This is a genomic window from Trichodesmium erythraeum IMS101 (assembly GCF_000014265.1).
Classification (GTDB): Bacteria; Cyanobacteriota; Cyanobacteriia; order Cyanobacteriales; family Microcoleaceae; genus Trichodesmium; species Trichodesmium erythraeum.
Genome location: NC_008312.1, coordinates 463,808 through 490,350 on the forward strand (window position 1 = coordinate 463,808; position 26,543 = coordinate 490,350).

Annotated in this window: 15 protein-coding genes; 6 read left to right on the forward strand and 9 right to left on the reverse strand. The window is 35.3% G+C overall.

Annotated features, from left to right (window positions below):
* Nucleotides 1-213: 213 nt before the first annotated feature.
* The 4 genes from TERY_RS01395 to TERY_RS01410 all read right to left on the reverse strand — a co-directional run bounded on the left by TERY_RS01395 (nt 214) and on the right by TERY_RS01410 (nt 10,978).
* Complete coding sequence (locus tag TERY_RS01395; RefSeq protein ID WP_011610178.1) at nt 214-5,823, reverse strand: alpha-2-macroglobulin family protein; 5,610 nt, start codon at nt 5,821-5,823, stop codon at nt 214-216.
* A gap of 1,213 nt (nt 5,824-7,036) precedes the next feature.
* Nucleotides 7,037-8,008 carry a hypothetical protein gene (locus TERY_RS01400; protein WP_011610179.1) on the reverse strand — a complete coding sequence of 324 codons (972 nt, stop codon included), beginning with the start codon at nt 8,006-8,008 and terminating at the stop codon, nt 7,037-7,039.
* Nucleotides 8,009-8,074: 66 nt separating this feature from the next.
* Complete coding sequence (locus TERY_RS01405; protein WP_155994219.1) at nt 8,075-10,399, reverse strand: hypothetical protein; 2,325 nt, start codon at nt 10,397-10,399, stop codon at nt 8,075-8,077.
* A gap of 12 nt (nt 10,400-10,411) precedes the next feature.
* Nucleotides 10,412-10,978, reverse strand: a complete 567-nt coding sequence (locus tag TERY_RS01410; RefSeq protein ID WP_155994220.1) for a hypothetical protein — start codon at nt 10,976-10,978, stop codon at nt 10,412-10,414.
* Here TERY_RS01410 and TERY_RS32015 point away from each other — a divergent pair.
* A complete protein-coding gene (locus TERY_RS32015) occupies nt 10,953-11,111 on the forward strand; it encodes a hypothetical protein (protein ID WP_155994221.1) in 159 nt (52 codons plus the stop codon). The genes TERY_RS01410 and TERY_RS32015 overlap by 26 nt on opposite strands.
* Before the next feature lie 451 nt (nt 11,112-11,562).
* Here the strand turns inward: TERY_RS32015 and moaA are convergent, their stop codons facing one another.
* Nucleotides 11,563-12,549 carry a GTP 3',8-cyclase MoaA gene (gene moaA / locus TERY_RS01420; RefSeq protein WP_011610181.1) on the reverse strand — a complete coding sequence of 329 codons (987 nt, stop codon included), beginning with the start codon at nt 12,547-12,549 and terminating at the stop codon, nt 11,563-11,565.
* A 1,909-nt stretch (nt 12,550-14,458) separates the two neighbouring features.
* Here moaA and TERY_RS01425 point away from each other — a divergent pair.
* The 5 genes from TERY_RS01425 to TERY_RS01440 all read left to right on the forward strand — a co-directional run bounded on the left by TERY_RS01425 (nt 14,459) and on the right by TERY_RS01440 (nt 20,021).
* The gene (locus tag TERY_RS01425; protein WP_011610182.1) at nt 14,459-15,322 is read left to right on the forward strand and encodes a TSUP family transporter; all 864 of its coding nucleotides are present in this window, start codon (nt 14,459-14,461) and stop codon (nt 15,320-15,322) included.
* 138 nt (nt 15,323-15,460) lie between these two features.
* Nucleotides 15,461-16,549: a DUF4335 domain-containing protein gene (locus tag TERY_RS01430; RefSeq protein WP_011610183.1), complete on the forward strand. Its 1,089-nt coding sequence runs from the start codon at nt 15,461-15,463 to the stop codon at nt 16,547-16,549.
* A gap of 288 nt (nt 16,550-16,837) precedes the next feature.
* Nucleotides 16,838-17,701: an OmpA family protein gene (locus TERY_RS01435; protein ID WP_044136280.1), complete on the forward strand. Its 864-nt coding sequence runs from the start codon at nt 16,838-16,840 to the stop codon at nt 17,699-17,701.
* 871 nt (nt 17,702-18,572) lie between these two features.
* Nucleotides 18,573-18,944, forward strand: a complete 372-nt coding sequence (locus TERY_RS35935; protein WP_370497367.1) for a Rieske 2Fe-2S domain-containing protein — start codon at nt 18,573-18,575, stop codon at nt 18,942-18,944.
* Between the two features lie 63 nt (nt 18,945-19,007).
* Nucleotides 19,008-20,021, forward strand: coding sequence for a hypothetical protein (locus tag TERY_RS01440; RefSeq protein ID WP_370496406.1), 1,014 nt, complete (start codon nt 19,008-19,010; stop codon nt 20,019-20,021).
* Between the two features lie 1,082 nt (nt 20,022-21,103).
* Here the strand turns inward: TERY_RS01440 and TERY_RS01445 are convergent.
* From TERY_RS01445 to TERY_RS01460, 4 genes are all read right to left on the reverse strand, one after another.
* Nucleotides 21,104-22,375 carry an SPFH domain-containing protein gene (locus TERY_RS01445; protein WP_011610185.1) on the reverse strand — a complete coding sequence of 424 codons (1,272 nt, stop codon included), beginning with the start codon at nt 22,373-22,375 and terminating at the stop codon, nt 21,104-21,106.
* Between the two features lie 522 nt (nt 22,376-22,897).
* Nucleotides 22,898-24,280, reverse strand: coding sequence for an SPFH domain-containing protein (locus tag TERY_RS01450; RefSeq protein WP_011610186.1), 1,383 nt, complete (start codon nt 24,278-24,280; stop codon nt 22,898-22,900).
* A gap of 453 nt (nt 24,281-24,733) precedes the next feature.
* Complete coding sequence (locus TERY_RS01455; protein ID WP_011610187.1) at nt 24,734-25,342, reverse strand: hypothetical protein; 609 nt, start codon at nt 25,340-25,342, stop codon at nt 24,734-24,736.
* A gap of 111 nt (nt 25,343-25,453) precedes the next feature.
* Nucleotides 25,454-26,539: a TIGR03032 family protein gene (locus TERY_RS01460; RefSeq protein WP_011610188.1), complete on the reverse strand. Its 1,086-nt coding sequence runs from the start codon at nt 26,537-26,539 to the stop codon at nt 25,454-25,456.
* Nucleotides 26,540-26,543 lie beyond the last annotated feature (4 nt).

A 26,543-nucleotide genomic window follows, 5' to 3' on the forward strand; every position in this document is an offset into this window, starting at 1 on the left:
GAACTTTTTTCCTTAAAGATTTATTTTAATGAGTGAAGTACATATTTTAAATAATAACATTAATTAGGGTACGCAAAACGTACCCTAAAAATATAGGTTTTTTTTGTTAGATGAGGTCCCCTAATATTCTCCTTTTAAAGCTGGAATTTGAACTTCCAGGGACTTAAGGGGAATCAAATATCCGTACCTCACAAATTAAAAAAATTGCTATAACTACTTCACAACCAACGTCGCCGTTGCCGATCGCCCAAATTCTTCGGGGGCATATTGTAACCGCGCTTCTGCTCCAGGCCATATAAACGTTCCGGGAGTCACAGACCTAGCTAAATAGTGTAAGGTATATACCCCAGGCTTTAAACCCTCAGCGTAAGCTTCGATACGATCGCTATATATCTGTTGATATTGTATTTGCCAACTATCAGCTTTTGCCTTCACAGCAGAAGTGGAAGTTTGAAAACTGGTATCAACTGCTTCTAAACCTGCTGGCAGTGGGTCCCTGATCACTACATGGTCTACAGGGTGGTCTACAATAATTTCGACTCCAATATCAAAGACTTGACCTGCAACAACATCTAATGTTGATGGAACCTCAGAGATATCCATCCGTTGCCATATTTCCTCTTCATTTGCCAGACTAATTTCACGTGCTACTCGCAGACCGTTATACTTTCCTGGCTGGTTTCCTGGGAGACGATAACTATACTCAACTAAATAATGCAACTTCCCTTCCCCTGATTTTTCCAAGACTAGATCTGATTTACCTTTTGGCAACCCATCCATTGCCACATTCACAGATAGATTTTGATTTTCATAACCTTGAAAACGGGTAGTATCTAGCTGTTTACCAGATAAATTGGCGGTTGTGACAAAGTCTGGTGGGGTGGGTTGAGTATTGCTATAAGTAACCAACGCCCTCAATGCTTCGGCATTATCATAAGTTGTACGCCAGGTGCCATCCCGCCGCAAGTTGAGCAAACTTTGTAATATTCGGTCTATTACTTCTGGTTTGGCGTCGCGGGTAATAAATAGTCGCAATGCTTGAGCTTGACTTGCGGTAGTTGAATTCATCCATCCCCAGGTAGGTGGTAAATTCAATGTGGCACTGCGCCCTGTTTCATAAACACTGTTCTGAATTTCCCTAAATATTTCTTCTGACTGCTGACGCCACTGGGGGAAACTAGATAAATAACGCCCTAGTCTAATTTGGTTGACTAGTGACAATTTTTCCCGTTGTTGATAAATATCTGACAGGAAATTCTTGCGGGTATAACCTAATTCTGACAATGCTATTAAGACATTTAACCGCACCTGATTTTTACAGGGTTGTTCGGTACAATAATCATATTTACCTGGGTTTGCTAATAGGTTGTTTAAGTAATTCCGTAGACCATTTAACATTGAGTCATTCACTAAATTTGGAAATGCTTTTTGGGCTTGAGCGATCGCCTCCCCGGCATAAGCAGTCAAATAAGGGTTAGAAATTTCCTGCCCTGGATAATAACCAAAACCGCCATCTGGCAGTTGTAACTTTTCTAATTTTTCTAATGTTATTTTTGCCTGTTCCTCTGGGTTAAAGTCTACAAATGCTTGCTCATATTTTTTACCTAAAATTTGTAAATTAGAAGCGATCGCTAACTGACTAGCCACAGGTTCAAGAAATGGTAACTGGTCTTTTTTCAACACTGCTTTTGCCGGAGCAGTAATTTCTGGTATCAAGGTACTTGCCATAAATATTTCCAGACCTCCCACATCTGGCATCACATTCTCAGTAATATTCAGAGGAATTTGCACTTGAGACTCAGTTATACCAGACTCCACCACAGTTTCACTTGCTGCCAAAGACCGAACGGGTAAAGCAACTTCAAACCCATCAGTGTCAAGGTCATTCAAGCCAGTCCTAAACTGCACTTTTGCCTCGCCAGGTTGTTTTGCCTCCATGGGAAAGCGGTAAGCATTCGTGCCTGGGTCTGCTTTTATTTTTAGAGTTTCTGTAGTTTGGGAATTTTTAGTAAACAAAATATTCTGACTAACTTCCCCATTTATTTTTAGACTTCCTTTTTTGCCAGTATTATTCGTAACGGCTACACCACCCTCAAACTTGTCACCAATACGAGCAAACTGAGGCAACATAGCATTTGACATTAAAGGTTGAGTCGTAATAAAAGTCGCCTCTCCATTGCCAAAATGTAAATTCCCATCTGTGGCAACAGCCATTATACGCCAGGTTGTTAAATCATCTGGTATATTAAAACTTACCGTTGCTTTACCTTGATCATCCGTAAGAACAGACCCATTATAATAAGCTAAAGACTGAAAATATTTCCGAATGCGAGTACTAACACCGCCAGATGATATCCCATCTCTAATATTCTCATTTGAACTTGATATGTAACCTGTACTATTCGATCTTGCCATTGTCATTTTTCTTGCTTTGCAGTTATCATTGAAACGAGTAGATATTGCTTGCTGCGAGTAGCGGGTAGATATTGGTTGCTGCGCGTAGACAGTCTCAACCAAATTTGGTGGTCGATAACCACTCAGTTGTAACACCGCTTCATTCACTACCATCACTGTCAACTGACCTTTTATCGGTTGCCCTTGATTATTTTTCAGTGCCAACTCCACATTTTCCATTGCCCCTGGTTGTAACTCCAGACTTTGGGGTGTCACTTCCACCTTTAAGTATTTGTCCGTCAAATCAATTTTCAATGGAGTAAAACCAACTTTCATCAAATTTTCCACACACCCAGGTTCCACATCTGGCAGTGGTTGACCTTGCGGGACTAACACTGCCTCCACTGCAGCATTAGGTAACATATTTTCTGTAACTTGAAATTGAATTTCCGGTGCGCCACTTTTAACTTTGACAATTTTTTCATATAGAGGTTTATCACGCACGACAGCAAAATATAATTCCCCTTCTGGATAGGGCGACTGAATTAAAGCAGTTGCAGTTTCCCCTACTTGGTAGGTGTCTTTATCGAATTTTATTTTTAGACGTTCTTCCTTCTGGCTTCCCCAATAAACTCGCCCTGCTCCCGTTGCCCAAACCTGAATATCAGTAGCAGTAATGTCATCCTCAGCATTGGCAAAGTTGGCACGAATGCGATAACTGCCTGGTTCTGGGGGTGTAAGGTTGACGGTCTTGGGTTTGTTGTTGCTTATAACTTTTTCGGTAGCAACAGTTTTGTATTCTACTTGGGCGACAGCACTCTGGGTGACTGCACTGTATTCCATTTTTTGTAATTCCAGTAGAATATTTTCCCCAGAAAGTGCTTTTCCTTGAGAGTTAGTCACAATAATTTCTACTGGAAATTTTTTATTCGCATCAGCAACAAATTTACTTTTTAAACCTATTAACTTCTGACTTGTTAGAGCAGTAAATGTTTGAGTATCTGCTACAGAAAGATTGGATATATCTGTTACTTCCAGATCTACTTGATAATTCATTGGATAAGGTAAATCTTTCCCAACTGTAAATATTTGATTATCGCCACCATTATTATCTAGTATTACATTTTTTGTCAGCACATTATTAGGAACATTTGGTATTTTTTCCGGCCAAAACCATTGACGACCAAAAGAAAATTCTTGCCAATTTTTTGGAGAAAATTCTGTTTTTGTACGAGTCAGATAATATTTAGCTTTTCCCCCTTGCAACGGGGAACCAAACAAATAATTACTTTCAGCTTTTACCCCAATTTTTTCACCAAGTAAAACAATTTGTTTATCAAGTTTCAAGTCAACTTGAAAATTAGGTGGTTGAAATTCAGCGACACGAAATAGTCCGTAAATTTCTACACCATTTTCTCCTTTTGCTTTTACGGTGTAATAACCGAATAGCTGATTACTATCCAGAGGAATTTCGAGAGAAAAAGTACCAAATTTATTAGTTGTCTGAGTGCCTAAGTTTTTATTATTACCATCTGGATTTATCAGAGTAATTTGATAATCTGTATTTTTGGCTTGTTTCAAGTTGCCATTTTCCAAATAATAAGCAGCTCCAGTCAACCAAACTTTTTCTCCTGGTTGATAAATTTTTCTATCTGAAAAAATAGTACCCCGCGATTTAGGTTTTCCACTATCCCAACCATAATTAATGTCATAATCATAGTTTATACTATATTCTTTAGTTATAGTAAATGCCCAATCTTGATTTTCTTTAGCAATTACTAATAGTTCTGGTGGTTGAGAAAAAAGCTGACCGTTCATACATTTTTTTAAGTCTGTTTTAGTTAAATTTACCAGACCATTTTTATCAGTTTTTCCAGTAGCACAAGGAGTCGTTTGAGATTGAGATTTAGAATTTAATTGCAATTGATAAATCTCCACATTTGCCACAACTGGAGAACCATCATCTAGATGATTTACTCTAATAATTCCCGACTCTGGAAACCACTGAGCAAATACTCTTAAATTTGTTAATTGTATTAATCCATAAAATTCTGGTTCTTGCCATTTTTCCTGACCGTTTTGTTCAGAAAAACTCGTCCGAGCTTGTACTCCATAAGCTAACATTCCGGTCTGACCACCCAATTTTTCTTGAAGGGGAATTGCTACTTCTGTTATTTTATTTTTTTCTCCAGAAACAGGATATTTTTGCCACTTTTTATTTATCGGTAATAAGTTCTTCCGATTATTTATAGGATAGGCTGACTCTGTGTAAACTAAATCTGTTGGTTGTACAACTTTATAGGTTGCTTTATATTCTGATTCTGGCAGATTTACTGTAGAAATTTTTAGTTGTAAATCTTGACTAGACGCGAAAATTTTTAACCCTGAAGGAACAGAAATATCTCCTAATAAATCTCCTGTTTGATAATCTAAGACAACGGGCTTTCCTAGTATTTGCCCAAATTTATCTTTGGTATTAGAACCAATAGTAATTTTATAATTTGTATCGGGTTCTAACAGCAAAGGATTAAGACGAACAATGTTATAGTTATTGTTAGCTTGAATCAGATTTTTAGTTTCTTTTGGTGCGGGCTCAATTGTAATATTTTTAACCGCTGAATCTTCTACAATTCCATGATTAAATTCTAATATAGGATTACCTTTAACAAATATACTCCTTCTCTCGGAAAATTTGAGTTGAGAAAATTCAAAATTAGAGTAGGTTTCTACTTCACTAATGAAAGGTGTTTGACTAGGTAAATTACCTTTCAATGTTTGAATACCTGAGTCAAATTCTAGCCGATATTTAGTACCTTTTTCTAGAGTTACTTGGGGAGTAATTAAATAATTCCATTGATGCCAAGAAGGGTCAAATTTTTCTCTGGGAGATTGTTCTTTTTCAGAATTTTCTAATTTTTCTAAACTAACTACAAAGGGTAAGCTTTCTGTCTTACCATCTGGCAAAAATTTTAATTTTTTTGTAATTGAATCTAAATCCAATTCCACATTTGAGGTGAATTTTAAAGTTGGATTTATATTAATTGGTTCTTTTCTGCTACTCCTTGGTAAATTTGTTAGTTTGACTGGTTCAGTATTAAAAGTCCAGACTAAATCTTGATCTAATTGATGATTTTTTAAGTCAGATAAACCAGATTTTAGAGTAACTTTAAATCTGGTGGATTTTGGCAAGGCTTCTTCTGATTGAAAACCTACCATTTTCGGAGTCAAAAATCGGAATTGACCAGGTAATTCCGGGAAAATTTCAAACTGCTTTAATTTTTCCTGTTGTTCTAGAGAACCTACAGTTTCCAAAGGAATTAAAGGTTCTTTAAACCGAATCAGAATTTGACTTAAAGATTTTGCTTCTCCCGTGGGAGTAATTTGTTCTATCCACTCGGGTAGTGGAGCAGTAATTATTAAGTCTACCATTGGTGATTTTTCCTGTTTTGAACTTAAGCTAAAGCTACTAAATATTCCTATGGTCAATACTAAGCATAATCCTATGAGAAAATATTTCCAATATTTAAGAACCATATTTTTATGATTTAAGGATAATTTTTACTGACAATTATTAAAGGTCTAATGACTGAAAAGAATAGGCTATTTAATTTATTAATCTTAAACCATTATATCTCTAAGAGTTAAATACTCAAATAGTTGAATAGTTATTAAATCGTCAAGTCTAAACTATATAAATTTTAGCAGAAATAGCACAGATACTTTTTCGGAAATAGTCAGTCATTTTTTTTACTCCAGAACATAAGAGCGATCGCTTAATTGAATCATAACTGGAATTAATTTTTTAGTCATAGGACATTAAATAAATTCCAGATTGTGGAAAATTTATAAAAAGTAAAACTCTAAACAAAAAAAACTAATAATTATGAAATATATAACAATCATATTTTTATTTTTTCCAAAATTTTACCGCTTTTGGCGACAAGAACTTGGGTGTAATAGCTAAGAGCTTCAGAACAAATTACTTTAATTATTAAAGAATAGCTTTTTCTCCGGTTATTTCTGTTTTTTGCCCTCTACTTCCTTCCTAACAGTCGCCAATTTTTTCACTTTTTAGATAGCATGACTATATTTAATAAATTGATAAAAAATAAAAATTTATGGTTTAAATATCAAATGGTAAATAACTAGTTAATTTTTGTAGAGTAATAATTTATGATAATACCTAAAGCAAAATTTAATATACTTTGCTCAAAAATGTTGATGTTAGAAAAGCGGCTCAGGATTTGAGCAACTTCTTTTGAGATATCTATTAATTTATATTTCTCATGAATGGAATAGTATCACTATTAAATAGTTTTAATTATGGGTAAAGAGGCTGTAGTTTTTGGAATTAATTGTTATCCATTTTTGAAAAAATAAAAGTTAGGAGATTTTGATTTTAAAGCTCCTGTTAAAGATGCCGAAGGTATTACTAATATCTTGGAAAAATATGGTAAGTTTCGATTTCAACACTGGCCAAAGAAGGATGATGAGGAAGGTAAAAAAATATTTGGTTCTAAGGGCAAGGTTATAATTAATGACCTCTAATATTAGTAACTTCTTTGGAAAAAGATGAGATAGAGGAAGCAATTAAGAACCCAGCGGAATTAGTGGGAATGGCAGTAGAAGCTAAGTTAGTTACTCAAAAAATTGACCTTGATACTAATACAAAAACCAGAGAAACAGACCCCCAACTTGTAGCCAACAAATTTGCTGCTCCTGCCAAAGTAAAAGAAGGTAAAAAATTAGCAAAATAGGGAAAAATAAAACAGACAATTTCTATCTTCAAAAAATCTCTAGAACTGGAACCAGAAATTGACCTTGATACTAATACAAAAACCAGAGAAACAGACCCCCAACTTGTAGCCAACAAATTTGCTGCTCCTGCCAAAGTAAAAGAAGGTAAAAAATTAGCAAAATAGGGAAAAATAAAACAGACAATTTCTATCTTCAAAAAATCTCTAGAACTGGAACCAGAAATTGACCTTGATACTAATACAAAAACCAGAGAAACAGACCCCCAACTTGTAGCCAACAAATTTGCTGCTCCTGCCAAAGTAAAAGAAGGTAAAAAATTAGCAAAATAGGGAAAAATGGAACCAGCAATTTCTATCTTCAAAAAATCTCTAGAACTAGAACCAGAAATTGACCTTGATACTAATACAAAAACCAGAGAAACAGACCCCCAACTTGTAGCCAAAAAATTTGCTGCTCCTGCCAAAGTAAAAGAAGGTAAAAAATTAGCAAAATAGGGAAAAATGGAACCAGCAATTTCTATCTTCAAAAAATCTCTAGAACTGGAACCAGAAATTGACCTTGATACTAATACAAAAACCAGAGAAACAGACCCCCAACTTGTAGCCAACAAATTTGCTGCTCCTGCCAAAGTAAAAGAAGGTAAAAAATTAGCAAAATAGGGAAAAATGGAACCAGCAATTTCTATCTTCAAAAAACCTCTAGAACTGGAACCAGAAATTGACCTTGATACTAATACAAAAACCAGAGAAACAGACCCCCAACTTGTAGCCAAAAAATTTGCTGCTCCTGCCAAAGTAAAAGAAGGTAAAAAATTAGCAAAATAGGGAAAAATGGAACCAGCAATTTCTATCTTCAAAAAAGCTCTAGAACTGGAACCAGAAATTGACCTCGTTCCTAATACAAAAACCAGAGAAACAGACCCTCAACTTGTAGCCAACAAATTTGCTGCTCCTGCCAAAGTAAAAGAAGGTAAAAAATTAGCAAAATAGGGAAAAATGGAACCAGCAATTTCTATCTTCAAAAAACCTCTAGAACTGGAACCAGAAATTGACCTTGATACTAATACAAAAACCAGAGAAACAGACCCCCAACTTGTAGCCAACAAATTTGCTGCTCCTGCCAAAGTAAAAGAAGGTAAAAAATTAGCAAAATAGGGAAAAATGGAACCAGCAATTTCTATCTTCAAAAAATCTCTAGAACTGGAACCAGAAATTGACCTTGATACTAATACAAAAACCAGAGAAACAGACCCCCAACTTGTAGCCAACAAATTTGCTGCTCCTGCCAAAGTAAAAGAAGGTAAAAAATTAGCAAAATAGGGAAAAATGGAACCAGCAATTTCTATCTTCAAAAAACCTCTAGAACTGGAACCAGAAATTGACCTTGATACTAATACAAAAACCAGAGAAACAGACCCCCAACTTGTAGCCAACAAATTTGCTGCTCCTGCCAAAGTAAAAGAAGGTAAAAAATTAGCAAAATAGGGAAAAATGGAACCAGCAATTTCTATCTTCAAAAAATCTCTAGAACTGGAACCAGAAATTGACCTTGATACTAATACAAAAACCAGAGAAACAGACCCCCAACTTGTAGCCAACAAATTTGCTGCTCCTGCCAAAGTAAAAGAAGGTAAAAAATTAGCAAAATAGGGAAAAATAAAACAGACAATTTCTATCTTCAAAAAATCTCTAGAACTGGAACCAGAAATTGACCTTGATACTAATACAAAAACCAGAGAAACAGACCCCCAACTTGTAGCCAACAAATTTTCTGCTCCTGCCAAAGTAAAAGAAGGTAAAAAATTAGCAAAATAGGGAAAAATGGAACCAGCAATTTCTATCTTCAAAAAACCTCTAGAACTGGAACCAGAAATTGACCTCAATACTAATACAAAAACCAGAGAAATAGACCCCCAACTTGTAGCCAACAAATTTGCTGCTCCTGCCAAAGTAAAAGAAGGTAAAAAATTAGCAAAATAGGGAAAAATAAAACAGACAATTTCTATCTTCAAAAAATCTCTAGAACTGGAACCAGAAATTGACCTTGATACTAATACAAAAACCAGAGAAACAGACCCCCAACTTGTAGCCAACAAATTTGCTGCTCCTGCCAAAGTAAAAGAAGGTAAAAAATTAGCAAAATAGGGAAAAATGGAACAGACAATTTCTATCTTCAAAAAATCTCTAGAACTGGAACCAGAAATTGACCTTGATACTAATACAAAAACCAGAGAAACAGACCCCCAACTTGTAGCCAACAAATTTGCTGCTCCTGCCAAAGTAAAAGAAGGTAAAAAATTAGCAAAATAGGGAAAAATGGAACCAGCAATTTCTATCTTCAAAAAACCTCTAGAACTAGAACCAGAAATTGACCTCGATCCTAATACAAAAACCAGAGAAACAGACCCCCAACTTGTAGCCAACAAATTTGCTGCTCCTGCCAAAGTAAAAGAAGGTAAAAAATTAGCAAAATAGGGAAAAATGGAACAGACAATTTCTATCTTCAAAAAATCTCTAGAACTGGAACCAGAAATTGACCTTGATACTAATACAAAAACCAGAGAAACAGACCCCCAACTTGTAGCCAACAAATTTGCTGCTCCTGCCAAAGTAAAAGAAGGTAAAAAATTAGCAAAATAGGGAAAAATGGAACCAGCAATTTCTATCTTCAAAAAAGCTCTAGAACTAGAACCAGAAATTGACCTTGATACTAATACAAAAACCAGAGAAACAGACCCCCAACTTGTAGCCAACAAATTTGCTGCTCCTGCCAAAGTAAAAGAAGGTAAAAAATTAGCAAAATAGGGAAAAATGGAATCAGCAATTTCTATCTTCAAAAAAGCTCTATAACTAGAACCAGAAATTGACCTTGATACTAATACAAAAACCAGAGAAACAGACCCCCAACTTGTAGCCAACAAATTTGCTGCTCCTGCCAAAGTAAAAGAAGGTAAAAAATTAGCAAAATAGGGAAAAATGGAACCAGCAATTTCTATCTTCAAAAAAGCTCTATAACTGGAACCAGAAATTGACCTTGATACTAATACAAAAACCAGAGAAACAGACCCCCAACTTGTAGCCAACAAATTTGCTGCTCCTGCCAAAGTAAAAGAAGGTAAAAAATTAGCAAAATAGGGAAAAATGGAACCAGCAATTTCTATCTTCAAAAAACCTCTAGAACTAGAACCAGAAATTGACCTTGATACTAATACAAAAACCAGAGAAACAGACCCCCAACTTGTAGCCAACAAATTTGCTGCTTATGCCAAAGTAGAAGAAGGTAAAAAACTAGCAAAATAGGGAAAAATAAAACAGACAATTTCTATCTTCAAAAAATCTCTAGAACTAGAACCAGAAATTGGCCTCAATACTAATACAAAAACCAGAGAAACAGACCCCCAACTTGTAGCCAACAAATTTGCTGCTCCTGCCAAAATAAAAGAAGGTAAAAAATTAGCAAAATAGGGAAAAATAAAACAGACAATTTCTATCTTCAAAAAATCTCTAGAACTGGAACCAGAAATTGACCTTGATACTAATACAAAAACCAGAGAAACAGACCCCCAACTTGTAGCCAACAAATTTGCTGCTCCTGCCAAAGTAAAAGAAGGTAAAAAATTAGCAAAATAGGGAAAAATGGAACCAGCAATTTCTATCTTCAAAAAACCTCTAGAACTAGAACCAGAAATTGACCTCGTTCCTAATACAAAAACCAGAGAAACAGACCCCCAACTTGTAGCCAACAAATTTGCTGCTCCTGCCAAAGTAAAAGAAGGTAAAAAATTAGCAAAATAGGGAAAAATGGAACCAGCAATTTCTATCTTCAAAAAATCTCTAGAACTAGAACCAGAAATTGACCTTGATACTAATACAAAAACCAGAGAAACAGACCCTCAACTTGTAGCCAACAAATTTGCTGCTCCTGCCAAGGTAAAAGAAGGTAAAAAATTAGCAAAATAGGGAAAAATGGAACCAGCAATGAATCTTTATAATCAAGCACAAAAATTAGATTCAGATGTCGAAATAGATACGAGTAATTTAGGATACTTATATTTTTTTTGCAGCTTAAATAATCAGGCTCAAGATATAATTTTTGCCTGTGAAAAAGCCGTTAAACTGGAGCCTAATAATAAAAAAAACTCAGTTTTATTGAGGTTTAGCAAGAGCATTAACAGGAGATTATTCGGGAGAAATTGAGGGTTTTTAAGTATTAATATATTCTCTCAAATATTAGGTTTAAAAATCCAGATTTTAGGTTAGGATATAAACTTTTACAAAAGGAGAAAAATCATTTAATTATGAGGTATTGAAGGAGTGGAAAAAAGAGGTAAATATACTAATAAATAGAAAGTCTTGAAAAGTCATATTAGGGAATCCCGTGCTGCCTCATAGGAGCAGCCTCGGGAGGATATTAACCACCAATTTGTGACATAGTTCGACTATAAATTCCAGTAGTGCCAGACTCTCTTTGCTTAAAATTAATTTCTGGTTTTAGACCTAATAAATATTCCACCTGCTGCCGTAACTCTTCCACAGAAATTCCATTACGCAAACTACTTTTTAAATCTATTTGACCGATTTCATTTAATAGACAAGGTCTTAACCATCCATCTGCAGAAAGACGCATTCTATTACAGCGATCGCAAAAGCATTCAGACATCTGACTAATAAACCCTAAAGTTCCTTTTGCTCCAGGAATTTGAAATATATCCGCCGGTCCATTTCCCGGGACAAAAGACTCTGTTAGCCCCCATTTTTTCCTAATTATTTGCCTTAATTCTTCAGAAGAAATCCAACCCTTATTATCAAACAATTTATCATTACCTATAGGCATAAATTCAATAAATCGAATATGCCAATTACGGTTAATAGTTAAAGCAGCTAAATCTAAAACTTCATGATCATTAACCCCAGGAATAATAACTACATTAATCTTTAAAGGATCAAAACCAACCTCATAAGCCGCTTGAATACCATTCCAAACTAGCTGCCAATGACTACGATTTTTATTTCCAATAATTAAATTAAAAGTATCTGAATCAAGAGTATCTAAACTAATATTAATTCTTCTTAAACCAGCTTTATATAAATCTTTTGCCATCTTTGATAGTAAAAAACCATTAGTAGTCATAGATAAATCTTTTGTTTCAGGAAAAGAAGCGATCGCCTCAATCAAACCTATAACATTAGGACGTAATAAAGGCTCGCCTCCAGTCAAGCGAAACCGAGTAAAACCTACAGGAATAAACACCTCTTTAAGCAGACTTAATAACTCATTATCAGTTAACAAATCTTGTTTTAAGATATAATCTATTTCTGCACCTTCTGGCATACAATATTGACACCGAAAATTGCAACGATCTATCAGACTAATTCTTAGATAATCAACTGTGTTCATGTTAAAAATATTCTGTTAATATAATTTTAATTGTACTTTACCTGCTAGATATTTGCTAGTTATAGCCACTTTTTTGAAACTTTAATTTATCTCAATATTACTAATTTTAGAAAAAATATTCATAAAAGTATTGCTAATAGAGAAAGGTGTCAGTCTAGAAAGTCTAAAAAATAGACAATTGCATTACTTTTTTGGACATAATATGAAGTATATTCTCAACAAAAATAGATATAAAATTACAAATAAAATAACAAATAAATGATATAATAGTAATTTTAAATAAACTTCACATACGTCCAATAGTGAGAGGAAAAACTAAAAAAAACACAGAATTTGGAGCAAAACCTTGTGCAAGTTGTATAGAGCAATATGTATTTTTACATCGAATAAGTTGGGATAACTATAAAAAATCAGGAGATTTAAAAGTAACTGCAAAACGACACAGGCCGTCACCCAGAGTCGGCTGGTGCAGAGCAAGTTTACAGATCAGCAAGAAAATCTAAAATTCTGTCAAAAGAAAAGTATTTTATAGGAGCATTATTTCCCTGTGTTGACCACCCAAAAATATTGATCAAATAGAAATATTCTAGGTCAGGAGCGATCAAAAATTGCCTAACTATATTGAGGGTAAATTTTGGCCACTACAAAAGAAGATTTAATCTAGGACAAGTGATGGCCAAACTTTCTGAAACTTCCACAACTTGGATAGAATAACCTTTAGCAGCGCGATCGCAATTACTTTTTTTAGTAATAACCTTTCTACCCTCTTAAAAGCAGCTTTTTCTCTTTTTTTGTACTTTTTTTTTTCAGTCTGTTTAACTATTTTTCCTTATAACTAAATGAATATATAATAATAAAAAATTATCACTCTCTTTGAATAAGAAATCAACGATTTTCAGATTTATTCAGTCATCATAAATTAAGTCCATAATTTTTGTGAAAGAACTCAAATGATATAGAGCTTAGGTAATTTTTTTTGTGTAGATCATCAAATTATCGTTCCTTTACTTGGGTTAGGTTGACCCCTCCAAATACTCTTCTCGTCCTTTCTGGGTGTCCCAGTTGCCCTTCTGTTTTTCCATAGCTGTAGTCCAGTTCCTTCTTAAGTGGGGCTTTTTCTCAGGGCTGGCCCAGGCCACTAGAGGTTAGCAATAATGAGATTTGAGGATTTTTATTCAGTTTTTCTATTACTTGTTACTATTGTCCAACGAGTTCAACTAGAGCATTCACCGACAGTAATTCTTAGTCTTTTCTCTCTTTTGGAATATCTGGTGGAATTCATTTCTCTACAATACTCAAGAGCTTTCCCTTTTTATTAGCTCCCTACCCTTCAATGCTTACCCCCTGGAGTATCTAAAAAATTCTTTGCCTTCCTATGATTAGCCAACTTTAAACCTAATTTTTTCTGTAATCAAGATTTACTAAAGTATGCCCCATATTTTTCTAATAGTAAACTCAGAAATTTAGCCGACTGGTTACCGACAAACCACTACAAAAAATAGAATAGTAGCTAGCCTAATTTGGGATTAATAATTGACAAAAAATTAATCAAAATATATTAATATAATAAAAATTGTAAAGAAAATTCAAAAAAAGCAATGATCAAAACACATTAGTTGTTCATATAGCCTATCCCTGTCCAGGGATGAATTTGTCTAAAGCTTCCCAACTATTTGGGAGAGAACTAACAAAACCTGGCTAGCTAGATAGCTAAGTTGATCATAAAAAAAAGATAATATATATTACGATATTTTAAGAGGTACCAGGATTTGAATACCAAATTAAAAGTATTAGTTTCTCAAAATACAGTTTTAATATCCATTGCACTCTTAGTCTGGAGTACATAATCTTACTAGGAGCAACAGAAGCATTTTCCTATTTACTAAATAATTGGGAAATAGCCTTAACAATGGTCTTTGGGTCAGCTATAGCTGGGGGTACAAGCTTGGGAGGAGGAGCTGTGGCATTTCCAGTTTTTACCAAAATTCTACACATTCCACCTTCTGATGCTAAAATATTCTCCCTTGCCATTCAAAGTGTAGGTATGACTGCTGCTGCCACTACCATTCTTTTAACTGGAATTAAAGTAGAACTACGAGTAATTTTGTGGGGAAGTCTGGGTGGCTTTTTAGGAGTATTTGTAGGTTCAGCCTTTTTAGCGCCTTTTGTCCCCCCTGATGTGATTAAAATGTCTTTTACTGTTATGCTGACCAGCTTTGCTATTACCTTATTAAAATTAAACCAAAAGCCAAGAGAATTGTATCAAGTCATGCCAGTTTGGAGAGTGAAAGAGCAGAGAATTTGGTTAATAGTTGGTTTTCTCGGAGGAGTTATGAGTGGTTTAGTTGGTAGTGGAATTGATGTATTTACGTTTTCTGTAATGGTAGTTTTGTTTGGCCTTTGCGAAAAGGTTGCTACCCCCACTTCTGTCATTCTCATGGCAGTTAATGCTATAGCTGGATTTATTTTACAGGTCTTTGTCTTTCAGGATTTTATCGACCCAGTGCGTAGTTATTGGTTTGCAGCTATTCCAGTGGTTGTTGTTGGGGCACCTCTGGGGGCAATATGTTGTAACCTGTTACCTAGAGAAACCATTGCCAATATCCTGATAGGTTTAATTTGTATAGAAGTTATTTCCTCTTTACTTGTGATTAACTTAACATTTATAGTTATCTACTCTAGCTTGATAGCTTTAGTGGTATTCTCTTGTTTGAATTACTGGATGTACCGCACAAAAATCTTTGCTCAAAATCAAAAAGAATATTATGGTTAATAACCTTCTAAATAAAAGTATTGAATAATTGCCATAGCAAAATTTCATCAGTATTGCCAATAGTTTTTGGATGAGGAAATTACAGATCAAATTGTCACAATATGACCTTTTGTAACAGTTTTATGGAGCAGAAATGCAATGACTATTAAACGTCAGTATAGTTTACCTAACTGCAAATTGATTTTGCAAGGCTGGAGTGATACTGGAGAAACTCTTAATTTAAGTCCAGGGCAAGGGCAGGTATTATCTACATTAATGAGTGCTGAATGTCATCTTCATGGCCAAGAGTCACCATTGACTGGAGGACGAGATTTTTTTGAAAGTTTGGTGAGAGAAGTTAGTAGCTATACTCAGGAATTTCTGAGTGGAATATCTAGCCCTAAACACCATAGTCAGAGTCCAGAGTTACTGCACTTACAAAAAATAGATGCCAATGTACACAGATTAACACTTTCTGATAGCAATATTTCCCCTAAAAAACACCAACAACCAGAAAGAATTATTGACTTAACCACAGTTGAATTATTTGATCTTGTTGAGGCGATCGACCAATTTATAGCTGATACTCTAACTTTACCAGATTTTTCTTTGTCACTCATACCTGTTTCCCGAAAGCTGGCCAACTCAGGGGAACCTCTAGCTTCAAAGGTTATGCCTGCTGCTGTGGGAGTCTCCGGGCTAGCAATAGCAGCATTAGCTTTATTCTTTATACCTATTCCAGAAATACAACGTCCCAAAGATCCTCAACCAAAATCAAATGATAGCGAGAGCGTAGATAATTTAGAGACATCCCCTACCGGTACCCCAGAACCGGGTTTTAATCAGACTCCCACCCCGAAAAGTCGGGAATATTCTCCCGAGTCAACTACTAATAATTCATATGAAAAGAAACTATCTGAAAAAAATTTAGAGTCATCTTTAACTACCAGTTCAGAAATTACTGATGCAAAAGAGATTGAAAGATTACAGAATTTACTATCTAAAACAATTAATAATAATTGGAGAACAGAAATAAACACAAATTTGATTTATCGTGTCAAGGTCGCTGCCGATGGTTCTATTATTGGGTACAAACCAATAAGTTCTACTGCGGCTGATGAAGTGGATAAAGTTCCTCTGCCAGATCTATTAAACCAACAAGCACTAAGTCGAGATAATAATCAATCTACGACTGAGTTTAAGGTGTTGTTTACCAAACAAGGTTTCGTAGAAGTAGAACCCTGGTAAATATAGCTGAAGTCAGATGTTAAACTAGCAGCATCAATTAAATTTGAGAGCTGTGAAAATGTCTGTCTTAGTAATGGCGACTGATATATAGAAATCATTTGGTATTTTTGCCAACATTAAGTTTTTTGAGTAGGAGTCAGGAGTCAGGAGTAGGGAAAAAAAGGGTTGGGTAAAGTGAGGAAGAAATTATGAAAGAGGAATTTTTTTCCTCAAAACTTATACTTAAAAAACTAATTTTCCCAAAATCAGATCTAAAGCTAAATTAAAAATATCGCCAATAAAAAAACTGTGAGTAAATTGTCTCCTGATCGAATTCCCCCTAATTCTCCGGGGATAGGTGTGTTAATACTATCCTTGATATTTCGCTTGTTAGTGCTTGGGATAGCTAGCAGTTTTTCCTGGGTGCTGGGAATGGCGATCGCTTTTCAATATCCCTCTACTTCTCAAAAGGTACCCATAGCAGAAAAACTCCTTAATAATTTTAAGAGTAGAGTATCTGAAAAACAGTTGCCCCTAGTTTCAACTACTCCTCCTGCACCTATTTTAGAAACTATAAAACCCCGCGTTCAACTCACTGAGGCAGAAAAAATTGAGTTAGAAACAGAACTGAAACAATTACAAGCACAGCTCAAAACTCTTATTGTTCGTACTACAGCTATAGAAAATAAACTAAATATCACTAGAGGTGATATAGATCTAGAAACCAGGTTAAATATAATTGCTCAAGAGTTAGCTGCTCCCCCTTCTGCAAATAAAAATAAACAGAGAAATCAATATTCTTCACCAGTTTTGACTAAAGCTGACATGGTGACTCTTCCTAGCGATATTTTGTTTGAGTCGGGTAGTAATAAAATTCGTTTTGATGGCAGAGTTATTGTAGATAATTTAATTCGTGAATTGAGAAATTATCAAGATGTAATAATTAGCGTTTCTGGTTATACTGATAATAGAGGAAAAGCAAAAGTCAATCTAGAAAAGTCATTTTTACAAGCTGAAGTAATAGCAGAATATTTATCAAAAAAATTAGGTCAGGGTTATCGTCTGTTAGCTATTGGTTATGGAGAGTCTCGCCCCATCGCAGAAAATGACTCTCAGACTAATAGACAACGTAACCGTCGCATAGAGGTGAAAGTACATCTGAGAAAAAGGTAAGGAGTTTGAAATATGAATTTATCCCACTAATACTAAAACGATGATATTATGATAAGCGTTACTAAGTATATGTAAATTGAAAGAAAATGCCAGGTAGATTTAAGAATTAAGTAACATAGAATGGAAGTTATTTGAAGATATTTTTCCTATTTCACCAGAAAAAAGAGGTAAAGGTATGTCTCATCTCACGGGGTGACAAGCAAGCTGGAAAATAGATGTATCAAAGTTTTTACAGGTTTAACTGAATAATAGTCCAAGTCAAATAGAAAACTGCTTGAGAGTATAGTAGCTTTTGGCTTGAATTATATGTTTTTTCTTAGATATTTTATGATGGTTTTATCCAAGAATGGGTAGAAAATTTAATGAGGCTAAATTATCATAAGTTACCCTATTATAAAAAATGAATTCAAGCCATCTCAAAGATTAATACACTGTACAATTGTTGATTTTTTATGACTAATTAAAATTAATAAGAGTTACCTTTTTTCTAATATTATTTGCTATCGCACTAGAACTATTTTTCAACTAAATGGAGGGTTTCTTTTAGTTGAAGCATTCTTCATATTATTTGGCAAATCTCCTCCTATATATAGCTTTTGACTAGCTTTTCAACCAGTGAGATTTGCTTGATATAACTATGCTGATAGACCGCCACCCGAAGCCTGTCCCTCGTCATCACAGAAATAGATTACCCGTGGATAAGTCATGTAAATCAAAAATTTAATCAGGGCAAAAAAAAGACATCAAATTATTTGTATAATAACTTTTGGGTGGAATAACATCTGGATTCATTTCTAGTAGACTGAAACTTCTAAAATAAGAACTAACCATGGTAACAGAAAAATTTTTTTAACAAGACATTCAAGAAAAAATAGAAACAAAAACATTCCAGTGGACAAAACAATGGTATCCAGTTGCAGTTGTGAACCACACTGACCCATCTCGGCCATTTCCATTCCAGTTACTAGGGAAAAATCTACTTCTGTGGCGGGATAGTGGCAGAAAATGGTCTTGTTTTGAAGATGTTTGCCCTCACCGACTTGTTCCTTTGTCCGAAGGTAGGGTAGAGTCAGATGGCACTTTATTGTGTGCATACCACGCTTGGCGGTTTAACTCTGAGGGAAAATGTGTCAGCATTCCTCAGTCTAAAGACAAAGAAACTGAAGCCAAACATTGTGCCAATAGTAAATCTTGTGCAACTGTCTATCCCACCCAGGAACGTCAAGGTTTGCTTTGGGTGTAGCCAGAGTCAGGAGAACAAGCTCAAGCAGAAAGTCAGTTACGGGAACCTAGGGTTGTTCCTGAATTGGAAAATCCATCAGACAGAGTTGTCAAACAATTTTGGAATATGCGGGAACTTCCTTACGGCTGGGATTTCTTTATGGAAAATGTTTCAGATCCTGCTCATGTTCCCGTTTCACACCACGGACTTATGGGTAGTAGGTATACTGATAATAAATATTATGACATGATTCGAGTTAGGGAATTTTCTACCCAGGAAGGCTTCTCCTTTAAAATCCAACCAATAAATACACCTGGTGTCAAACAAGCTATCCATGATTTTCAACCACCCTGTCACATGAGAATTGTCTCTGAACTTGAGAATGGGGGAAAATCCATTTTCGCTTTGTATGCTAGCCCCTCTCGCCCTGGTTGGTGTCGTACCATTGGATGCCAGGTATTTGTAAAGGACGAGCAAGGAAAGCGAGGTAAAGGTCTAGCATTCTTTGGTTTACCTATGCCTGAATGGTTGAATCATCTGTTAGGTCCTCTATTTTTACATCAAGATTTAGTCTTTCTCCATTACCAAGAGAAAATTTTGGCAAATAAACAGGAAGAAAAATACCTGGATGCTGTCTATACACCTAACCCCCAAGATAAAATGGTTATTACTTTCCGCAAATGGTTAGAGAAACGTGCTGGAGGTGGGATACCCTGGAGTAAAGAATGTAACCCTGAACTACCAACACCAGAATATGACAGACGTAAGCTTTTTGATGTGTGGGAAACTCACACAAAAAATTGTATGGTTTGTCAAAATGCACTCAAAAACATTAATCGCTTCAAGATTTTGACTTATGTTGTGGCGGTTTTGTGTCTGTGTTTGGGTATAATTATTGATGCGCGGGCGATCGCTATTCAAGTAGCAACAGCAACGATAACTGAAACGGGAACATCGGTTTCAGGTTTTCCACTTCCTCCACTAGGGTTTTGGTTTGCTTTAGGAGGTGCAGCTTTATTTGCTTTTAGTGGATATAAATTGCAACAGTTGATCAGACTGTTTTATGTTTATGAATTTGAACATGCGGATAATCATTAGGAGAGACAGGACTAAGGAAAACTAACAGATTTCCGTCCGAAGCAATTTCAAACTTCAAAATTTCCAGGACTTATGCGGTAGAATTCAGAAACCGCATTTCTTTTGGCAAGTCCAATCTCAAGAACAATTTGATAGTTTTTAGATCTATCTTTTCAACCTAGAAGTTGAGCAAATAGCTTCTTCTGAATTTGATTTTAACAAAATCACTCAGTTATTACTTTAACTTTAGCGATCGCCTCTGATACATTATTTTATAGACTCACTCATTACCATTACTTTACCTCACAAGGGAAGAAAAGTGTTGTAAGTCAAATTAGCATGAATAAATATTTTATGATTACACAGTCTGAAAACTTTCAATAATCACCATTTCCTTGACCCATAGATATTCCCATTATCTGTGTTTATGGGTTGAGTTTCCAATTCAGCAGGATTATTTATATTCATACCTCTAGTAAACTTATTGATTCCAAGCCCGTGACAACATTATATAGGAGCAATACGAGGTTTTGCTGCACTATTAGCAACAGTTGTTATTGCTTATGCAGAACATCAAGCATTTCCCCTATTACGAGGATTTCGGAAAATTATCCCTCAAATGCGTACCCTTACCTTTTGGTGAACCTGTTTGTCATTTTTCCCCATTGCTTCCAGAAATTTGAGGTACAAAACTATATTACAACCTAGTGAATACAGACAAAAAGCTCGGACTGGACTACTAAGGCACAAGCTCCACAAATATGTCTCAATTTGTATCAAATTAATACTTTTGATATTAGCAAAATTTCCTAAGCGCCTACTTGGAAGTCAGTAACAGTCGTAAATATAATGCTGGTACCTTTAATTCTTTTACCCTTGAAGAAAAGAAAAATCTACATTAAAAGGCGATCACTAATAATTCAAACACTTACTATATTAACAGATTGAAAATGGTGTCCTGTAACAGATTTTGACAACACTTTTTATAATTAGTAAACCACAAATTAGGGACGTCCTTATGCAACGTCCCTACAAAGTATCATTTTTTGTATCTAGTTATATGTAGCGCTAGCATCTTCTCTGCTACACAACAATTTAACTTCTTAATCCGTTGACTTCTGACTAGTAATTTGCGATGTATCCCTCCCTGCTGTCAGATTTTCCACAGTAGCAGGTATATCAATACCAGCAGTTTGCTTTAACTCCTCAAAGAAAGCAGCCATTTTTGTAGCATTGCTCCCACTTTGAGCATTAATTACAGTCACATTATCTACCTCAACCTCAGGGACAGTAGACACTATAATCTTTAGCAACTCTTCCAACTTCTGATACAGAAAAACATCCCGTGCATTTGCACCTGCTGCTTTCCAAGATTCCGCCAACTTGCGAATACCCTCAGCTTGTGCCTTCCCTGGTTCCACAATAGCAGCAGCATTTCCTTTAGCCCGAGCGATCGCCTGCTTACATTCAGCTTCTGCCGGAGCCACCACATCCGCCTGTAACCTTTGTTTTACTTGTTTGATCTGCTCGTGCTGTACCGCTACCTCAGCCTTAGTTCGTGCTACTTTTGCTCCTATCTCTGCTTCTGCCTCAGCTACCACAGCTTCCCGTTTCGTTATCGCATCTTGAATCCGTTTTTCTGCATCTGCATGAGCAATCTCAATTTCAGCTTCAATCTTTTTGAGAGCAGTATTTCTCTGGTTTTCTGCATCCTGTATAATTGATTCAGCCTGACTTTTAGCTTCAGCGATGCGAGAATCTCGTACAAGTTCCGCCTGTTGCTTACGACCAATAGAATAAAGATATTCCACTTCATCGGAAATATTCTGAATTTTCAGAGTATCTAATACCAAACCTAACTTTTCTAAGTCGTCTTCTGCCTCTTCTAGTAAGTTTTTTGCAAAAGCAATTTTATCCTCATTCACCTGTTCCGGTGTCAAAGAAGCTAAAACACCGCGCAAATTTCCCTCTAGAGTTTCCTGAGCTAGTTTTTCGATCTCCTGGCGAGATTTTCCTAGCAACCGTTCGATCGCATTATGAATCGTAGGTTCCTCCCCAGCTACTTTGATATTTGCCACACTTTCCACTGTCAGGGGAATACCACCTTTAGAATAAGCATTATTAACCTTGAGTTCAATAATCATATTACTCAAGTCCATGCGAAAAGCTTGTTCTAATAGAGGTACACGAACACTACTACCACCTTTTACTAAACGATATCCCACTTTTTGCTTGCTGTCTCCAACACGGTGACGACTACCAGCAAAAATTAGGACTTCACTTGGTTGGCAAATGTAATAAAGATTGCGAATTACAAAGAGACCCGCACCAGAGCCTAATCCGAAAACTGCCAGTAATGCTAATATGATTTCCATTATTTTTTGACTCCGTAATTTTAGTTAGTAATACCAAGGCTGAAAAAATAATTTTTATAAATAATCGGGGATTAATTCAGCAGCATTACACTCATTGTTTACCTAGTCTAGTTTGACTAATTTTTATAGTACAAAAAGTTCAGTATCACATATAAGTGTAATTAATTTTGTGTTACTGTTTAAGGTAATTTAATCAGATTTACCTTGGATTAAAAAGGAATATTTTAACTATTTATTCTGAATTATGAGTACTCTCTCCTCACCCAATAGTGTTAGCTTCAACTTTATTTAGTAATTTATATTCTTGGCCTAATAGGGAATAGAGAATAGTATTAAACTGTACCTTACTCTCCTTAAAAGTGCTGTAAATTTTAGTACCTTTAATATACTTACTGACAGCAAGATAGTTAAATAAAGTTTATTTTTCATCTCTATAAATACAACCATTTTTTTCATTGAAACTGCTTGTAAAAAATACCTATTATCAAGGTTTATGAAGCAAATTATCAAATAAAAAAAACTCTATTTTTGAGTTCCCATAAATTCAACTTTTTTACTATTATGACTGCTTAAATTTCCTGTTACATCAATGCCAAGAGTTTGATTAACATTTTTGAGGAACTGGCGGAAGATTTCCGGATAGGCATTTATTAAACTAGCGATCGACTTACCATCCCCACTATCAATAACATTAATATTTTCCAGTTTAACTTGCCCTGGAATCTTAGCAGACTCCCGCAAAATCATGCTAATCTGCTGTAAGTAGAATAACTCAGCAGCATCCTTACCAGTCTCTTGCCAAACTAACGAAAGTATATCGTTAACTAAAGCTTCAGCTTTAGCATTTTCCGAGAGTGAAGTGGCATTTCCCTTAGCTAATAATTCTTTAGCTTCCCTTTGCGCTTCTGCTGGCAAGACTTGATCTGCTTCCAGACGTAACCTTTCTAATTCGGCGCGAAATGTTTGCAATAATTGTTCTGCTCTCGCTCTAGCTTCTTTGCCTGCTGCTATAGTTCGTTCTTCTTCCGAACGCGCTTGCTGTTCCAATTCAGCTTTGATTTTACGAAGTTCGTTTTCTTTCTGAACTATCAATGTAGCTGCCTGAGTTTTAGCAATTTCTGACTCTCGTTTGGACTCTGCTTCTACCTGGTCTGCTTCTGCTTGAGCATTAGATTCAGCAATTTCTGCATCTCGGCGAACCATAGCAATTTGTTTGCGACCGATGGAGTTTAGGTAGTCTACGTCATCAGAAATGCTTTGAATTTTCAGGATATCGAGTTGTAGACCCAATTTAATTAAGTCGCGACTTACATCTTCGGCAATACGTTCGGCAAATTGGAGACGGTCTTCATTTAATTGTTCTGGGGTAAGAGTAGCAACAACACCTCGCAGGTTTCCTTCTAAGGTTTCTCTGGCAACACGGGTAATTTCTGAGCGATCGCGTTCGAGAAATCTTTCTATAGCATTGCCTACTATTTTCGGATCACTCGAAACTTTAATATTAGCGATAGCTTGAATATTTAATGGAGTACCTCCTTTGGAATAGGCATTGCGCACTTCCACCGGCACTGGCATTGTTCGCAAGTCCATGGTTTTAGTTGTTTCCAGAATGGGAATGGGAATTGCTCTGCCACCAAAGATTACGCGATAACCAACTGTTTGTCCTCCTTTAAGTCGACGTTTACGACCGGATAAAATTAGAATTTCATTAGGTTTACAAATTTGTATAAATGTATTGATAAACCAGATGAGTATTAATACTCCAAATATAGATAGAGCTATGGGTAAAGTAGAATTTTCACCTTTCAAATTATCAGTTTGACTACCATCTATTACATTAGGAGCTTGTGCTATTTCTACAGTTTGTATTTTGTTTATTTCTGACTCTAAAAATCTATTTTGCATGAGCTATATTTCCTGAATAACTTATTTTGAAATAAATTATCAATTTTTTAAAATGACAATTTAGTATCATTAACTACTCATTTTTATTTATTGTAGTAAAAAGATGATTTTTAAACCACCCATACCTAATTATTTTCCATACTTAATAATAAATACTCTTTCCCCCTTAGTAAATTATTTAGATTGTTCTGTACGAGCAATTAACTCAAGACTAGATTCTTTAATATTTAGGTTGACTTTACCCCTACTATTAGTATTAAATGTAATTTTTACAGTGCAAGTTAAACCAAACAAACCTTGAGGAGTAACCAGACTATTTATAACTTTTCCTTAGCGAAAAATCCACAACAAAAATACTATTAACATCCCGCCAAATATTTTCACTGCCACTGATATATAAGCTAGCATTAGAGTTTGATTTTTCATCTTGATTCGTTTCTTAGCAAAAAAATTCTAAGATTTCTCATCATAAGATCTAGCTAGGGAATCTTCTGATACTACCAATACCCTACTATTTTCTACTCCTACTATAAATACTTTTTCTTTTTTAGTAAACTCCCTGTTTTCTTCAGTAAAAGCCGTAAATGCTACCACAGATCCCTTAACACTTACTCTAATTTTTCCCTTACTATTTCTATCAAAAGGAATCTCAACCGTTCCCCAAAGACCGACTAAATCATTACTACGCACCAAACTATTAACCTGACTATTTTTTAGAGTATGTAATACCCATGCCATAATTGTGCCACATAAAATACCAACAATTATAGAAATAATAGCAATTATTTTTGGTGAAAGGTTGGGAGAAAGATAGTGTAATAAAACTCCAGTTAAGCCAAAAAAGCAACTCCCAAAAGTCCAAAATTTTAAACTAAATAATGGTAGCCATAGCCGCCGACCATATTGATATATTGAGGTATTACCTTGTTTATCTCCTTGGTCAGTTATTTCTAGGTCTGCCTCAAAGTCTTGATCAAAGTCTACACCATCTAGACCTGCAAATGCCGAAAGTGCAACAAACACTCCCCCAATAACTAGACAAAAAACATAAGCTGATGCCATAAAATGTCCTTCATGATTTTTTTGTACCCTATTATCTATTTATATTCTGGCAAATTAGTTTCTCTATTTACACACTTTGTAAAAAAAATTTGTATTTTTCTAACAAACTACTTATTCTTTTTCCAAAAGAAATTCCATTGGGTCCAAAGTCAACAGACGACTAATTTCATCTGTTTGAAATCCTAAAGCCATTGGTCGTTGAACTCCTGGTAATATCTGTACGTCGTATAATTCTGTAATTACTCCTTCTAAGCGCAACCATTCAACTATACTACCTGTATTAATATCAATTACCATTAAACCACAACGAGGTTTCACATCTTTAGCAAATAAATTTTCATCTAATTCTAAACCCAAAAAAGTTCTATCCCTGGGTTTAGATAATCCTACGATCGCCCAATTTTTCCAAAAAGCTAAACCTCGCAAAAAACCAGGGCAAAAAGTTATCGGTTCAAACCTACCCGTATTTAAATCAACTACACCAAAAAAACCTTTTCCAGAGTTCAATAACCACAACTTTCCTTGATAAAATCTGGGGGAATGAGGCATGGATAAACCACTCATAATAATCTCGTTTGATGCAATATCAATTACACAACCACCATCCCTTCTTCTTTCTCGCCAACCATCAATTACATCTGAAGTACTAACAGAAGTAACATATGAAGGTTTTCCTTCTACCATTGCTAAACCATTTAGGTGACAACGGTCTTCATTAATAATGTCAGAAATAAAAGGTGGTTTCCATAAGGGAGTACAACTATTTTTATGGCTAACTGTAGCTAAACAGTTCAATAAGCTACTAACAAAAATGATTCTGTCATTCTTGTCAACAATAATATCATGAATATCTAAATCCCCAGTTGTATAAGCTATTCTGGGAACATAAAGTTTATCATAACCATTGTAAAATTGTTCTTTTTGGAGAACATTATCTAACTGCCACAGTTGATATTTTGAACTCATATATAATCGTTCTGAAGTAGCATATAATCCCATGGCACGATTAAACAAACGCTCAAAGCCAGAAAATTCACCTTGGGGATTAACTCCTAGCAAAAGTAATCTAGAAGTTTTATAAGTGCTAAATGCTAGACTAATTTTTTCAGTTTCTAACCAGTTAATAAAAGTTCGAGAAGCTACTATTTGTGGACTGGATTTGTTAGCGGAATTATTGCTGTCAGATTGTTGTGCCATTTTT

Coding starts and splice junctions, on each gene's coding strand:
- TERY_RS01395 (WP_011610178.1), bottom strand. CDS start 5,823: ATGGTAGACTTAATAATTACTGCTCCACTACCCGAGTGGATAGAACAA.
- TERY_RS32015 (WP_155994221.1), top strand. CDS start 10,953: ATGGAACCAGCAATTTCTATCTTCAAAAAATCTCTAGAACTAGAACCA.
- moaA (WP_011610181.1), bottom strand. CDS start 12,549: ATGAACACAGTTGATTATCTAAGAATTAGTCTGATAGATCGTTGCAAT.
- TERY_RS01425 (WP_011610182.1), top strand. CDS start 14,459: ATGGTCTTTGGGTCAGCTATAGCTGGGGGTACAAGCTTGGGAGGAGGA.
- TERY_RS01430 (WP_011610183.1), top strand. CDS start 15,461: ATGACTATTAAACGTCAGTATAGTTTACCTAACTGCAAATTGATTTTG.
- TERY_RS01445 (WP_011610185.1), bottom strand. CDS start 22,375: ATGGAAATCATATTAGCATTACTGGCAGTTTTCGGATTAGGCTCTGGT.
- TERY_RS01450 (WP_011610186.1), bottom strand. CDS start 24,280: ATGCAAAATAGATTTTTAGAGTCAGAAATAAACAAAATACAAACTGTA.
- TERY_RS01455 (WP_011610187.1), bottom strand. CDS start 25,342: ATGGCATCAGCTTATGTTTTTTGTCTAGTTATTGGGGGAGTGTTTGTT.
- TERY_RS01460 (WP_011610188.1), bottom strand. CDS start 26,539: ATGGCACAACAATCTGACAGCAATAATTCCGCTAACAAATCCAGTCCA.